General features: G+C 61.5%; 14 protein-coding genes. 5 read left to right on the plus strand and 9 right to left on the minus strand.

What is annotated here, in order from left to right; genetic code table 11:
• The first annotated feature begins 29 nt into the window (after positions 1–29).
• Positions 30–851 (plus strand): 2,3,4,5-tetrahydropyridine-2,6-dicarboxylate N-succinyltransferase, encoded by an 822-nt coding sequence (gene dapD, locus LPW29_RS03795; RefSeq protein WP_238626941.1) that lies wholly within the window; start codon positions 30–32, stop codon positions 849–851.
• Positions 852–931: 80 nt separating this feature from the next.
• Here dapD and LPW29_RS15465 read toward each other — a convergent pair whose 3' ends face one another.
• The 4 genes from LPW29_RS15465 to cysM are packed head-to-tail and all read right to left on the minus strand — an operon-like array spanning position 932 to position 4,090.
• A complete protein-coding gene (locus LPW29_RS15465; protein WP_255705485.1) occupies positions 932–1,060 on the minus strand; it encodes a hypothetical protein in 129 nt (42 codons plus the stop codon).
• A gap of 14 nt (positions 1,061–1,074) precedes the next feature.
• Positions 1,075–2,406, minus strand: coding sequence for a 23S rRNA (uracil(1939)-C(5))-methyltransferase RlmD (gene rlmD, locus LPW29_RS03800; protein ID WP_238626942.1), 1,332 nt, complete (start codon positions 2,404–2,406; stop codon positions 1,075–1,077).
• On the minus strand, positions 2,403–3,203 hold the full coding sequence (locus LPW29_RS03805; RefSeq protein WP_238626943.1) for a 3'-5' exonuclease: 801 nt from the start codon (positions 3,201–3,203) through the stop codon (positions 2,403–2,405). The genes rlmD and LPW29_RS03805 overlap by 4 nt, the downstream gene beginning before the upstream one ends.
• On the minus strand, positions 3,200–4,090 hold the full coding sequence (cysM, locus tag LPW29_RS03810; RefSeq protein WP_238626944.1) for a cysteine synthase CysM: 891 nt from the start codon (positions 4,088–4,090) through the stop codon (positions 3,200–3,202). Before cysM ends, LPW29_RS03805 begins: the two co-directional genes overlap by 4 nt.
• A 60-nt stretch (positions 4,091–4,150) precedes the next feature.
• Here cysM and LPW29_RS03815 point away from each other — a divergent pair, with 60 nt between their 5' ends.
• From LPW29_RS03815 to LPW29_RS03830, 4 genes are all read left to right on the plus strand, one after another.
• On the plus strand, positions 4,151–6,142 hold the full coding sequence (locus LPW29_RS03815; protein WP_238626945.1) for a TonB-dependent receptor plug domain-containing protein: 1,992 nt from the start codon (positions 4,151–4,153) through the stop codon (positions 6,140–6,142).
• A 7-nt stretch (positions 6,143–6,149) separates the two neighbouring features.
• On the plus strand, positions 6,150–7,460 hold the full coding sequence (locus tag LPW29_RS03820) for a TonB-dependent receptor plug domain-containing protein (protein WP_238626946.1): 1,311 nt from the start codon (positions 6,150–6,152) through the stop codon (positions 7,458–7,460).
• Positions 7,461–7,630: 170 nt separating this feature from the next.
• The gene (locus LPW29_RS03825; RefSeq protein WP_238626947.1) at positions 7,631–8,509 is read left to right on the plus strand and encodes an ABC transporter substrate-binding protein; all 879 of its coding nucleotides are present in this window, start codon (positions 7,631–7,633) and stop codon (positions 8,507–8,509) included.
• Complete coding sequence (locus LPW29_RS03830; protein ID WP_238626948.1) at positions 8,509–11,256, plus strand: ATP-binding protein; 2,748 nt, start codon at positions 8,509–8,511, stop codon at positions 11,254–11,256. The genes LPW29_RS03825 and LPW29_RS03830 overlap by 1 nt, the downstream gene beginning before the upstream one ends.
• On the opposite strand, the gene acpS is transcribed toward LPW29_RS03830, so the two are convergent.
• Genes acpS through rnc form a run of 5 tightly spaced genes read right to left on the minus strand, consistent with a single transcriptional unit; the run spans position 11,243 to position 14,682 of the window.
• Complete coding sequence (acpS, locus tag LPW29_RS03835; RefSeq protein ID WP_090252672.1) at positions 11,243–11,623, minus strand: holo-ACP synthase; 381 nt, start codon at positions 11,621–11,623, stop codon at positions 11,243–11,245. The two genes, LPW29_RS03830 and acpS, sit on opposite strands and share 14 nt — an antisense overlap.
• Positions 11,623–12,363: a pyridoxine 5'-phosphate synthase gene (gene pdxJ, locus LPW29_RS03840; protein WP_090252670.1), complete on the minus strand. Its 741-nt coding sequence runs from the start codon at positions 12,361–12,363 to the stop codon at positions 11,623–11,625. The genes acpS and pdxJ overlap by 1 nt, the downstream gene beginning before the upstream one ends.
• Entirely contained in the window at positions 12,360–13,064 is a 705-nt protein-coding gene (gene recO / locus LPW29_RS03845; protein WP_238626949.1) for a DNA repair protein RecO, read from the minus strand. Before recO ends, pdxJ begins: the two co-directional genes overlap by 4 nt.
• On the minus strand, positions 13,061–14,002 hold the full coding sequence (era, locus tag LPW29_RS03850) for a GTPase Era (protein ID WP_255705480.1): 942 nt from the start codon (positions 14,000–14,002) through the stop codon (positions 13,061–13,063). Before era ends, recO begins: the two co-directional genes overlap by 4 nt.
• On the minus strand, positions 13,999–14,682 hold the full coding sequence (gene rnc, locus LPW29_RS03855) for a ribonuclease III (protein WP_090252664.1): 684 nt from the start codon (positions 14,680–14,682) through the stop codon (positions 13,999–14,001). Before rnc ends, era begins: the two co-directional genes overlap by 4 nt.
• Positions 14,683–14,684 lie beyond the last annotated feature (2 nt).

Raw genomic sequence — 14,684 nt, forward strand, 5'->3', positions numbered from 1 at the left:
CAACCGTTTTGCCCCCCAGAGGAACTCCCATGAGCGACATTCAGACCCTGATTGAAGACGCCTTTGAACGACGTTCGGAAATCACCCCACGCAATGCCGAGACCCGCCTGCGGGATGCGGTGATGGAAACCATCGACATGCTGGATCGGGGCACGGCCCGGGTGGCGGAAAAGCGCGATGGCGAATGGGTCGTGAATGAATGGCTCAAGAAGGCCGTGCTGCTGTCATTCCGCATCAACGACAACCAGTTCATCAAGGGGGGCTTCACCAATTATTTCGACAAGGTGGATTCCAAATGGGCCGACGTGAACTCGCGGGAATTACGTGAAGGCGGCGTGCGCGTGGTGCCCCCTGCCACCGCCCGTCGAGGTGCCTTCATCGCCCCGGGCGTGGTCCTGATGCCCTCCTATGTAAACATCGGTGCCTTTGTGGACACCGGCACCATGGTGGACACCTGGGCCACGGTGGGCTCCTGTGCGCAGATCGGCAAGAACGTGCATCTGTCCGGCGGTGTGGGTATCGGTGGCGTGCTGGAACCCCTGCAGGCCTCGCCCACCATCATTGAAGACAACTGCTTCATCGGAGCCCGCTCCGAGGTGGTGGAAGGGGTGATCGTGGAGGAAGGCTCGGTGATCTCCATGGGGGTCTACCTGGGTCAGAGCACCCGCATCTACGATCGGGAGAAGGATGAGATCACCTTTGGCCGCATCCCGGCCGGCTCCGTGGTGGTCTCAGGCAACCTGCCCGCCAAGGATGGCAAGTACAGCCTGTACTGTGCGGTGATCGTCAAGAAGGTGGACGAGAAGACGCGCTCCAAGGTGGGCATCAACGAGTTGTTGCGGGACATCTGAGCTCTGGGGTCTCCCTTGACGCCCCTCTCCCGCTGGCGGGAGAGGGGTTGGGGTGAGGGCGGAGCGGCTGACCCATCACATCAGCCTTTTTTCTCCCTCCGCTCCCTCAACGCCCGCTTCACCGACCAGATCTGCCAGGCGCAACCGCCCAGCAGGATCGCAGCCGTCAAAAGGCCCTTGCTCAGGACCAGGGTGGTGGTATCGATCATGATCTGCCTCGCTGTCAGCGGCTGAACACCGCCATGGACTCCACATGAGCCGTGTGCGGAAACATGTCCATGACACCCGCCGCCTCCAGACGATAGCCATGTTGCCGGACCAGTTCGCCCGCATCCCGGGCCAGTGTGGCCGGGTTGCAGGAGACATAGACGATCCGGCCCGGCGCCAGGGCCGCCACCGGCCCCAGCACCTCCCGGGCGCCAGAGCGGGGCGGGTCCAGCAGGACCCGATCCACCGGCTCGGACAACCAGGGGGCCCCGGCAAGGTCCGCACTCAGATCGGCGGCAAAGTAACGGGTGTTGTGGATACCGTTTTTGACTGCATTCTCCCGGGCCCGTTCCACCATGGCCGCATCCCCCTCCACCCCCGTCACCCGGGCGGCCCGCCGCGCCAGCGGCAGGGTGAAATTACCCAGGCCGCAGAACAGGTCCAGCACCCCATGCTCCGGTGCCACCTGCAATAGCTCCATGGCCTGAGGCACCATAAGATGATTCACATCACGATTCACCTGGATGAAATCCACAGGGGAGAACGGGATACGCAGACCCTCCTCCGGATGAGTGAAACACAGATCCGCCGGGGGCTCCAGCCACAGGGGGGTGATGCTGTCCGGGCCACCGGGTTGCAGCCAGATCTGCAGGCTATGGTCCTGGCCGAAGGCCTTCAAACGCTCCCGGTCCCCCTCGGTGAGAGGATCCAGGTGACGAAACACCAGGGCAGTTGCATCATCGTCCCCCACACCCATTTCAATCTGCGGGATCCGGTCCCGCGCCTGCATGGCCGTGAGCAGATCCCGCAGGGCCATGATGCGCTCACCCACCGCCGGATGCAGCACGTGGCAGACCTCCAGTTCGGCCAGATAGGGGCTGCCCCGCTCCCGAAAGCCCACCAGCACGCCCCCCTTTTTGGGCACATGCTTCACGCCCAGGCGAGCCTTGCGCCGGTAGCCCCACCGGGGGCCGGTGATGGCGGGGAGCACCCGTTCGGGACTCACACCCCCAAGATGCTGAAGATTCTCCAGCATGGCCTGCTCCTTGGCCCGCACCTGGGCGGCTGGATCCATGTGCTGGAGCACACACCCGCCACAGATACCGAAGTGGGGGCAACGGGGTTCCACCCGATCGCTTGAGGCCTCCAGCACCTGGTCGACACGACCTTCGTCATAACGGCGGCGACGCTGGGTATATCGGAAGGTCACGGTCTCGCCGGGCAGCACCCCATCCACGAAGACGGCCTTGCCTTCCACGCGGGTGACACCGCGCCCCTCGTGGGTCATGGAGTCGATATGCGCCTGCACCGGCGTATCCGGCAGTTTATTGCGTTTTCTGGGACTCATTCCGGGGGGTGTCCGAGCCAGGCCTCATGGAAGGCCTGAAGATGGGTGGCTTCCGAAGCCTGCAGTAATTCGGCCATGCGCCCCTCCTCCCGCGACAGGCCCTCATCACTGAGGCGTCCTCTGAGATGTTCAAAGCGCAGAAAGACCAGGTAGGTGTTGAGCACGTCGGTCTCGCAGTAGTTGCGGATACCCTGGATATCACCCGCCAGCCAGGCATCCCACACATGGGCACCGCTCATGCCCATCTTGCCGGGAAAACCCAGCAAGGTAGCCATCTCATCCAGCGGTGCATTGGCACGCATCTGAAAACCGGCCAGCACATCCATCAGGTCCACGTGACGCCAGTGAAAGCGGGAAAGGTAATTGTTGTAGCGAAAGCTGCGATCATCATCGCCGTTGTCCCAGTACCGGGGCGCCGACACCTTGTGGAGCAGCGAGCGATAATGCAGCACCGGCAGGTCGAATCCACCGCCGTTCCAGGTCACAAGGGTCGGAGCATAGCGCTCAATCCCCTCGAAGAAGCGTCGGACCAGTTCGGCCTCGTTCGAGTCCGGGCCTCCCAAAGACCACACCCGCAACTGGTCACGGGTGGCCAGGACCACGGAAATGGCCACCACCCGATGCAGGTGGTGAGCCAGAAACTCGTTACCGGTCTTTTGCAGCCTCAGTTGGGACAGGGCCTTGGCGACCTTGGCATCATCCAGATCATCCAGGCCATGAATCCTGCGGCCACCCTCCACATCGGGGATGGTCTCAATGTCGAAGACCATCACCGGTTCCGCAAAGGCAGCCGTCATGCGGGAAACACGCCGGTGGAGATATAGCGGTCACCGCGGTCACAGACGATGGAGGCGATCACTGCATTCTCCAATTCAGCCGACAGCCTCAGGGCCGCCGCCATGGCGCCTCCCGACGACACGCCCGAGAAGATGCCTTCCTCCGCCGCCAGTCGCCGCATGGTCTGCTCGGCCTCGTCCTGGGAGACATCGATCACCGTGTCCACGGCGGCGGGATCAAAGATGCGGGGCAGATAGGCCTCGGGCCAACGGCGGATACCCGGGATGCTCGAGCCTTCGGTGGGCTGCACCCCAATGATCCGGATGTTCGGGTTCTGTTCCTTGAGATAGCGCGACACCCCCATGATGGTGCCGGTGGTGCCCATGGAACTGACGAAATGAGTGATCTGCCCCTGGGTGTCCCGCCACAACTCCGGGCCGGTGGTCTCATAGTGGGCACGGGGGTTGTCCGGGTTGGCAAACTGGTCCAACACACGCCCCTTGCCCTCGGCGTGCATTCGCTGGGCCAGGTCCCGCGCGCCCTCCATGCCCTCCTCTTTCGTGACCAGGATGATCTCGGCGCCGAAGGCCTTCATGGCGGCACGCCTTTCAGCACTCATGTTTTCCGGCATAATAAGGACCAGCCGATAACCCCGGATGGCCGCCGCCATGGCCAGGGCAATGCCCGTGTTGCCACTGGTGGCCTCGATCAGGGTATCCCCGGGCTGGATGTCACCGCGGGCCTCGGCATGGCGGATCATGCTCATGGCCGGGCGATCCTTGACGGAACCGGCCGGGTTGTCGCCCTCCAGTTTGGCCAGCAGGACATTGGAGGTGTCACCCGGCAGGCGCTGCAGCCGTACCAGGGGCGTATTGCCCACGCAGGATTCCATCGTCGGATAATTCATCGCTAAAGGTCGCCTCGAGACTCAGGGCCCATTATAACCATGCCGGACACCCCTTTCGAAATGCCCCCCGAAAGTCGCCGGAAGCTCCTGTCGTCAGGCAACTACCGCTGGATGGGGCTCACGGGTCTGGGCCTGGTGGGGATGAGCCTGATCTTCCCCGTGGTGGCCGAGGAGTCATGGCCTACCGAGGAGGACTTTTTCATGGATCTTCCCGTGGCCCTGACGGCTACCCGCCTGGAGCAGCCCCTGATCGAGGCGCCGGCCTCGGTCACGGTGATCGACCGGGACTGGATCCAAAACAGTCAGGCACGCGATATCCATGAACTGCTGCGCATGGTGCCGGGATTCGTGGTGGGATCCACCAGCGGTGGGCGCCCCATCGTGACCTATCATGGATTCGCAGAGCAGTTCGTGCGTCAGTTACAGGTATTGGTGGATGGCCGCTCCCTCTACACCTCAATCAATGGGGGTGTCCAATGGGGTGCCCTGGACCTGACGCCCGATGACATCGAACGTATCGAGGTGATCCGCGGGCCCAATGCCGCAGCCTATGGATCCAATTCCTTCTTTGCGATCATCAACATCCTCACCCGGCACTCCGCCGAGACTCAAGGCCACCAGGTGTCAACCCGCCTGGGCTCCAACGGGGTTCGGGATCTGCGCTGGCGTTATGGTGGCAGTACCGAGCAGAGCAGCTATCGAGTTGCCATTCAGCACAAGGAGGATGATGGTTTTCCGGACAAATACGATCAGCGGCACATCGATACCTTCAGCGCCCGCTCCGACTGGAACCCCCAACCCGGGATTGGCATCACCACCCAACTAGGTCTGGGACAAACCCGTAAAGGGACTGATCGCGTACGCAACCGCCTGCCATCTCGCGAATTCACCCGCGACCTTGGCCACTTTCACCTGCAAGTCCAGAACACGCGCGATCCGGACACGACCCACCGGCTTCAGTACTACTTCCAGTTCCACGACTTGCAGGATGGTTTCACTGCTTTAAACAATAATGGTCAGCCTTATCGGACCAACCGCAACTCCAGAGCGCAACGTCATGACCTGGAACTGGAGTCGTCGCACCGGATTTCTCCCGACTCCAGAATCGTCTACGGCGGCAGTGCCCGACTGGATCGTTCCGCCTCATCCTATTATTTCCATGGCCGGGGATGGATTGACAACGACTTGTACCGGGCGTTTGGCCATATGGAGTGGTCTCCAACATCCCAATGGCTGATAAACCTGGGCGGCATGTACGAATACAACGATATCACTGGGGATAACCTCATGCCCCGTGGCGCAGTGATCTACATGCCCCATCCGGAACACAGCCTGCGCTTCGTGGCCTCCCGGGCTGTGCGCACCCCCAGCCTGGCGGAAGAGGAAATCCGCATGGTCGATCTCACAGCGGACGGCCAGCCAACAGATCGCACGGTTTCAAGGGGTGGGCTCAAGCCGGAAGTGATTCATTCGCTTGAACTGGGCTACCACCTCCAGTTTGCCGAGGGTCAACTGAAGGCGGACGTGAAGCTGTTCCAAAACGAACTGCGTGACTTGATTCAAATGCCCTATGGCCTGTTTTACGGACTCGAAAATGAAGGTGAGTTTCGCAACGTCGGTGGATTGACCCTCCAGGGCATTGAGACCCAGTGGAATTACAGGCCCACGCACCGCCTGCGCCTATTGGCGGGCTTCGCGCTGCTGGACACGACCCAGGTGGCCACCGAGGCACGTCCCCAGGCCGATTCCATACCGGGTCACACCTTCAACCTTGGATTGATGTTTAAACCAGACAATGCCTGGACGCTGACCATGGAGTATTACCACTATGGCTCAATCGATTGGCTGGATGACCCCGGGGCGCCACCCACGGATGCGGGAGATGGTTTCCTGGACCTGAACCTGAGCCGAACGCTAGGATCCCATGCCTCGGCCACCCTGTCCGTGAAGGACGCTCTGGCCAGTGGCTTTGATAGCCGTTTGGATGGTCCCGTGTTGCGTGGCAACCATAGAACCACCGAAGCCTACCTAAGCCTTTCTCTGAATTTCTAGGAGCCCATTGGCAACCCTGCCCCGCCACATGGAACGCCCCAGTCATGACAAGGATTGCATACCGCCGATTCGTGGAGACTGGCAATTCTCGCCAGGACGGACACTGACAACACACGCCGGCCTCTTCCAGGCAGAGCGAGACTCCAGCGTATCCCAGCAGACGCATCCACCTTTTCGCAATGACAGTCTCGACTCCGGCCACCTCCAATTCAGGCTGGAAGATCATCGCGACATGGGCACACACCATATCTTTCAGTATTTTTTCCATCAAAACGAGGGTCGTGCTTTCTTTGCGAATGCCCCTGAAGATCCGGCCGACACCCTATCCCGCCGTCACGACATCGAGATGGAGCGCCACAGTACTCTGGGTCGGGACGCACGCTGGATCATGGGGGCGGGCGCGCGACGTGATCAATCACGATCCGAGTTCTACTACGACCATGACAAGTGGGTGAATAATGACCTGTACCGGGTGTTCGGCCACCTGGAATGGTCCCCTGACCCTCATTGGATGGTGCATCTGGGTGGAATGTATGAACATAATGAACGGGTGAGTGATGAGTTCCTGCCTCGGATCGGGATCACCCTCATGCCTGATAGAACACACAGCTTTCGTGCTGTCGCGTCCCGATCCATTCGCACGCCCAGCTTGGTGGAAACCGATGCCAAGGGCCGCATACCTCACACTGACATCTTCCTGCTCACCACTGAAGACGATCTTCAGGCGGAGGTCATCCGCGCTTACGAACTGGGTTACCATGGGCAATTCGACCAAGGGCATGTCACCGTCGATCTCAAAGGTTTTCATAAAACCATTGAACGCATCATCCAGATGCCTTACGAGGCCATCATCAATGCCAACCTACCCGGCATCATCAGGAACGAAGGCAACCTGAACATCCGGGGTGTGGAGGCGGAATTTGGCTATCGTCCCCATCGTCATCTCCGCCTGACGGGCGGTGTCAGCCTGATGCGCGCGCGCAGCGATGATCACGGCCAGATCCAGGCCGATTCCGTGCCCTCGAGCGTGGTCAATCTGGGCATGATCCTGCGTCCCACCGATGACTGGCATATCATGGGCAGCTATTATCACTACAGCAGCCTGAAATGGATTGACGATCCCGGCGGCCCGGCCAGCGATGGCGGGAACGGCTTTCTGGATCTGCATGTCACCCATTCGCTTACCCCCAAAGTGGAAGCCGCTCTATCCATCACCGATCTCCTGGCCAGCGGCCATGACAGCCGTTTGCCAGGCAGTGACTGGCGTGCCAACCCTCGCAAGACGGGAGCCTGGTTCACCCTCACCGCGGAGTTCTGAAACTGCCCATGGAACGGCCCTCCTCCTCCCTGGCAAACGCCTTCAGGTGCATCCACAGGTGCTCCCCGACAACGCTTCGCCCCGAACGGCCCCGGGCGCGGAGCCGACGCTGTCATGAGGTCATCACCTCGCTGACCTGGATCTGCCTGGGCATCGCCCTGGGGGCCGGAATGGGCGGGGCCGCCCTTGCTCAGGGCGCTGATCGGTCAGTCTCGCCGGTGGGGGAGTTTGAACGGCTGCTCTTTCTGGCCAGTGCTGACACCCCCTTGCATCAAGAGGTTTTCGAGGGCCTTTCCCGGGCCCTGCCTCCGGATCGACAGGCAATTTTTACCGCCGTCGATGCCCCGGATGCAGCCCTCTGGATGCAAAGTGCCGATTGCAATCGCTGCCTCGTGATCACCTCCGGGACACGGGCGCTGGAATCCGTGCAACGGCAAATGCGAAAGGCACGAGTGCTCAGCATCACCCTACCCCGAATGAGCCACGAGCAAATCATGGCCGGTCAGAAAGCCGATCCGCGTTTTGCCGCGATTTTCATAGACATTCCCCTGGACCGTCGATTGGAAATGGTTCGCCGACATATCCCTGCCCTGAACCGTTTTGCCATTGTCCAGAGCCCGGGGTTTGGCACCACCGGCGACGAAACCAACCTTCGGGAAAAGGACGACCCTCAGGCCTTGCAGCGATTTGCCGCCAAGGGCGACGATGATCTGATTCCCACCTTCATCCGGGCGTCCCGAGCAGCGGATGCCATTGTCACCGTTCCCGACCGCCGTATCTACAACCCACGCACCATCGTCAGTATCATGATGACGACCTACCGGCAGGGGACGCCACTGATTGGTCATTCCGAGGCCCTTCACCGGGCGGGAGCCCTGATGTCCATCCATAGTCCACCCTCGGCCCTGGGCCACGAAGCCGGCCGATTCATCCAATCCTTGCGGGGCCCCGCCGACTGGAAACCGATACGGCGTCATACCGGGGTCCACCAGGTATCCATCAACCACCAGGTAGCCCGCTCCCTGCGCATCACGGTGGAAGAACCCTGATGCAAGGTCGCATTCGCTATCGCATCCTGATGCTGTCCCTCTTACCCAGCCTGGCGGTGGCGCTGGCCCTGACCCTCTATTGGACAGACACCAAGGTGCGGGAACTGGATGCCCAACTGGCGCTGCGCGGTGAGATGCTGGCCGCATTTCTGGCGCCCGCGGCCGAATATGGGGTCATCTCGGGAAACCAGAACTACCTGGAAGCGATCACCGCCAAGGCCCGCATGCAGCCTGATGTGCTGGTGGTCTCCATCCGGGACCACCAGGGACATCGGGTCTACCATCACGAACAACGACCGGATGCCAGTGATCCCAACTCGCCCATGGCCTGGATGGCCTCACAGTTGTTTGGGGAGGAGGTCAGACACTTCCATGAGGAAATCCGTCTCACCGCCCTGGATGAATTCGACCTGCCCCTGCCCGATGCCCCTCAGGCCCAAGGCCAGGGTGATCCGCGTCTCATCGGGAGTGTCTCACTCAGCCTGACCAACGTCCCCACCACAGTGCACCAGACCCACTCCATGCTGCAGAGTCTGATGATTGCACTGCTTTTGATGGCTGCCACCTGGGTACTGGTGAGTCGCTGGAGCATGCGCCTGTCCACACCACTGGAAAAGATTGCCGCCACGGTAAAGTACATTGACCAGGGAGACCTGACAGCCCGCAGTCGCGCCCGAGTGGGCGGCGAAATCGGCGTGCTCCAGGCAGGCATTAACAGCATGGCGGAGAGTATCGAGCGTTCCCAGCAATCCATGAGTGAACGCATTCTTCAGGCCACCCAACGCTTGCAGGAGAAACTCGACGAGATCGATGAAAAAAACCATGCGCTGACCCGGGCCCGTGGCGAGGCTGATCAGGCCAATCGGCGCAAATCCGAGTTCCTGGCCAGCATCAGCCATGAACTGCGCACCCCCCTCACCGCGGTGCAAGGATATGCGGAGCTGCTCATCCAGCGGGGCACCCTGGATGAGCAAGAGCGGGCCTGGGTCAATATCATCGATGAATCCAGTCAGGACACCCTGAAGCTGGTCAGCGACTTGCTGGACATCTCCCGCATCGAATCGGGCAACGTTTATATCAACCGCACCGCCTTTAACCTGCGGCAACTGCTGGGCGAGGTCATCAGTGTCTGCGACAAGGCAGTCCCCGACCGGACCGTCAACATTACCCTGCTGATGGAACCGGGCACGACAGAGTACCTGATCAGCGATCCGCTGCGCGTGAAGCAACTGCTGACCAATGTACTCAGTAATGCGGTCAAGTTCACGCGCAACGGGCATGTCATCCTGCGTGTAAGGATCCGTGGGGAGCAAGGCACCCTTCTGGAGATGGAGGTGCAGGATTTCGGGCCGGGCATCGACGAGACCCAACTGGAACGCATCTTCGAACCCTTCTACCAGGTCCAACCCGACAACGCTCAACGGGTCGGTTCAGGTCTGGGGCTTGGGATTACGCGCGGTCTGATCAATGTGCTCGGCGGACGGATCTCCGTCAACAGTCGGCCTGGGAAAGGCGCTACATTCCGCCTGAATGTGCCTGTGGAGACCACCGATGCGCCGACCCGGGTATCGAGGCCCAAACCCATGGCTGGCGGTCTGGTCATCCTCGCGGATGATATGGAGGCTCGTGACCTTGCCCTGGCCTGCGGACGACGGCAAGGCCTGCAAGCATGGCCCGTGGACGGCATCAAGGGGTTGCTGGATGCCTTGGGCGCCTCGGATGAGCATCGGGGCCTGATCTGGCTGCGCCACCCGGATGCGGAAACACTGCGCGCGCTCCGGCAACACCCTCAACGGGCCCATCAGATGATCCTGGTCGCCTTCGCCAACCTACCGGAGGATCTCACCGCGGAATGGCGCCGCCGAGGGGCTCTGGTGGTGGCACCGCAACTGTCCGAGGGGATTCTACGGGACCACCTCTTGCGACACGGCAACGACTCCGAGCGTTCATTCAGCAGCGAGCGGCACCGGGTGGCTCGCCCAGGCCCCCGGTCCATCAGTGGCAAGCGGATTCTCATCGCCGATGACAACGCCATCAATCGCCGTTTGCTCACGGAATTCGTCAATGGCATGGGGGGGCTGGTGGATGAAGCCGCCAATGGCCGCCAGGCCGTGGAATCCTACCGGGCGCGACGCTGCGATATCGTATTCATGGATGTACACATGCCGGTTCTGGATGGTCCGGGGGCTTTACGGCTCATCCGTCGGGAAGACCCGGGTGCCAGGATCATTGCCGTCACTGCCGATGCCCGTCCGGAGTTTCATGGGGAACTGCTGGAGATGGGGTTTGACCGTATTCTGACCAAGCCGGTCTCCCAGCATGATCTGCTGGACTGTGTGCGAAAGGCCACTGACGATCCCCCCACGGTGGATACGGCTCCCCATGCCCTCCCGCTCGAGATTCCTCCCGGCGGGCCACTCCACGATCCGGAACGTGCGTTGCGCATGGCGGGCGACTCTCCGGAACTGGCGATGGAACTGCGACAATTGTTGGTCCGGGATCTGACACGCGCGCGGCAGGAATTATGCGATACCGGGCTGAAACGCCCGGCATTGCTGAAACTGGCGCACCAACTCAAGGGGGCCTCGCGCTATTGCGCCACGCCGCGCCTGGAAGCAGCCAGTACGGCCCTGGAAAAGGCATTGCGCGAGGGTGATGAGGTCTCTATCCCCGGTCTGCGACAAACCCTGCTGGTCGAAGTGGAGGCACTGCTCTCCACCTGGAACAACGTGATCAGCCTGACATGACCACGAAGGCCAGGGCGTACTCACGCTCATCGGAAAGACTGATCTGCGTCTCCCTGACCCCCAGGGCCTGGGCGGTTTCCTGCGCTCGACCATCCAGGCGCAGCACGGGACGCCCACTGGGCTCATGGTCAACGCAGGCATCCTGAAGCGACATCCGCGCCCCGATTCCCACCCCCAGAGCCTTGGCCACGGCCTCCTTGGCGGCGAAACGTTTTGCCAGAAATGCGGCCGGGGTGGAGCTATGGCGAAAACCTTGCCACTCATCCGGATGCAAAATGCGCCGGGCAAAACCTTCCCCATGGCGGGCCAACGAGGCCTCGATGCGATGCACGGCAACGATATCGGTGCCGATGCCCATCACGCGCATCAGCGGGCTGTGTCCATGGCAGATCGCATCTCGGCCACGGCTTGCTGTACGCCACAGAACAGGGCCCGGGCCACGATGGAATGGCCGATATTCAGCTCGAAGAATTCAGGGATTGCGGCGATAGGCCCCACGTTGTCGTAGTCCAGACCGTGACCGGCACTGACCACCAGCCCCAACTCATGTCCGTACCGGGCTGCCCGGCCAATCTGTTCCAGCAGGATATTGCGCTCCTCCGGAGTGCTGGCATTGGCGTAGGCTCCGGTATGCAGTTCCACCACCGGCGCACCGATGCGGTGGGCGGCATCCAGATGCTGGGGATCCGGCTCCACGAACAAAGAGACCTTGATACCGGCCTCCACCAGACCAGCACAGTAGTCCGCGAGGCGTTCCTCATGCCCCAAAACATCCAGCCCTCCCTCGGTGGTCAGTTCCTCGCGCCGTTCGGGTACCAGACAACAGGCTTCGGGCTTCACCTCCAGGGCAATGGCATGCATTTCCGCCGTTGGGGCCATCTCCAGGTTCATACCGCTCTGAATCGTACGGCGCAGCCCGTAAACGTCCGCATCCTGAATATGGCGCCTATCCTCCCGCAGATGCAGCGTAATGATATCCGCGCCGGCGGCCTCAATGCGGCGCACAGCGTCTTCCAGATCGGGGTAGGCGGTGTGACGCACCTGACGGATAGTGGCCAGATGATCAATGTTCACACCCAGGCGTAAACGGGGAAAGACAAAGCTCATGATGTGGCATCCGATCGCCCGCGGGCGATGAGTTGACGTGAAACGAGGGGCTGACCCTCCAGATGGTAATCCAGCAACAGGCGCAGCAACCGCCTTGCCTGACGCCGGTCTTCGCGATCTTCCAATTGACCACGCAACAGGGCGGCCAGTGCCCGCCCGGTAATGCAGTAAGGTGAATCCATCTCACCAGCACGAGCGAGGTACGGCATGTGCTGAGGTCTCACCAGGTAATAGGCAACGGGATCCAGCGCCTCGGTCGACAAAAACTCCAGCCCTTCTCCCAGCCATTGCAACAGAGCCAGTTCGTACTGGCGCAGCGGCATCTCCACCGCAGTGCCGACATTCGTCAGTTGGTGCAACACCCGCTCATACGCTTCAAACAGCTCGGGTATCTGGATCTGCCGGGGAAGCAACTTCATGGCCAGTTCGTTCACATACAGACCGCAAATCGCCCGATCCCCCGTCAGCCGCAGTGCGCTGGTCTCGTCGCACTGATTGAGCGTTGCTACCTGACCCCGTCCGGACCAGGCCAACTCCATGCGACGAAAGGGCTGGGCTGCATGGCGACCCCGGCCACGGGTACCACGCAGCACGGCCGCCATGCGCCCTTCGGATGCGGTGAACAATTCCAGCAGCTGGCTGGTCTCCCGGTAGGCGCGGGCATGCAGCACATAGCCAATGCTGCGTGAAACGCTGCTCACGACTCCACGTCGATCCCCATGCGACGGATGCCATCCAGGTCATCCTGCCAGCCGTCACGCAGCTTCACCCAGAGCTTGAGCATCACCTTGCGTTCAAGCATCTGTTCCAGTTCCAGCCGGGCCCCGCTGCCCACGCCCTTGATCATGCGGCCGCCCTTGCCCACCACGATGGCCTTTTGGCCCTCGCGCTCCACCCAGATCACCGCACCGATATGCAGCGCCGTGCCGGAATCTTCCCATTGCTCCACCTCCACCGAGGTGGCATAGGGCACTTCCTGGCCCAGACGCTCCAGGAGTTGCTCGCGGATCACCTCGGTGACACGGAATCGCTGGCTACGGTCAGTGATCTCGTCATCGGGGAACAGATGAGGGCCCGGGGGCAGGAGCTGCATCAGTGTCGCCACCAGGGGATCCACGTTCTGGCCCTTGAGGGCTGAGAGCGGCACCACATCATGGAATGGCAACCGTCCCCGCACCTGATCGATATAAGGCAGTAGGGCCGACTTGTCCTTGAGCCGGTCCACCTTGTTGATGACCAGCACCACAGGGCGGTTGCCGTTTTCGAGCCGTTGCGCCAAGGCCTCATCGGAGGGTTCCCAGCGGCCCGCCTCCACCACCAGGACCACCGCGTCCACGTCATCCACTGCCGCCTGGGCGGTGCGGTTGAGCACCTTGCCCAACAGCTTGGGCGTGGAGGGGTCCACTCCCGGCGTATCCACTAAGACCAGCTGGTCCGGGCCGTGGGTGATCAGGCCACGTATCCGGTGCCGCGTCGTCTGAGCCTTACGGCTGGCAGCGGCAATCTTTTCCCCGACCAGATGGTTGAGCAGGGTCGACTTGCCCACGTTGGGGCGCCCAACAATGGCCACATAGCCACAACGTGTGGATGAGAGGTGATCACCCTGGCCCAGAAAGCCAGGATCGGAATGTTCAATCAAGAGTTTTTCTCCACGGCCTGGAGTGCTTCCATGGCCTTGACAGCGGCGGCCTGCTCGGCCCGACGACGGCTGCTGCCCTCGCCTTTCACCGATAAATCCCGAGCAGGGATATGGCAGGCTGCCTTGAAATGCTGATCATGGGGTTTGCCCGACACTTCAAGAATCTCGTAGTCGGGAATGTCCAGGTTTCTGCGTTGCAGCCACTCCTGCAGACGCGTCTTGGGGTCCTTGAGGGACTCGGCACTGGGCAGACTGGCAAAGCGGGAGGCATAGAGTTCGAGTACGAACTCCCGCGTGGTTTCAAACCCGGTCAGGACGTATACCGCACCGATCACCGCTTCCAGGGCATCGGCCAGGATGGAATCGCGCCGATGCCCCCCGCTCTTGCGCTCTCCCTCACCCAGGCTGAGCAACTCCCCCATGCCCTGATCCCGGGCGATCACTGCCAGGCTGTCCTTGTTGACCAGAGCGGCCCGCAGGCGGCTGAGTTCGCCCTCCGGGGCCTCGGGGCGTACCTGAAAAAGGCGGTCGGCAATGATGAAGTTGAGTACGCTATCGCCCAGATACTCCAGGCGTTCGTTATGGCGCTGACCTGCGCTACGGTGGGTCAGCGCCTGTTGGAACGCATCCGAATCCGGTACCGATGCCGGTAACAGCGCCATAAGACCAGGACGTGCCATAC

The sequence above is a fragment of the Ectothiorhodospira sp. 9100 genome (genome assembly GCF_022227565.1).
GTDB lineage: Bacteria > Pseudomonadota > Gammaproteobacteria > Ectothiorhodospirales > Ectothiorhodospiraceae > Ectothiorhodospira > Ectothiorhodospira marina.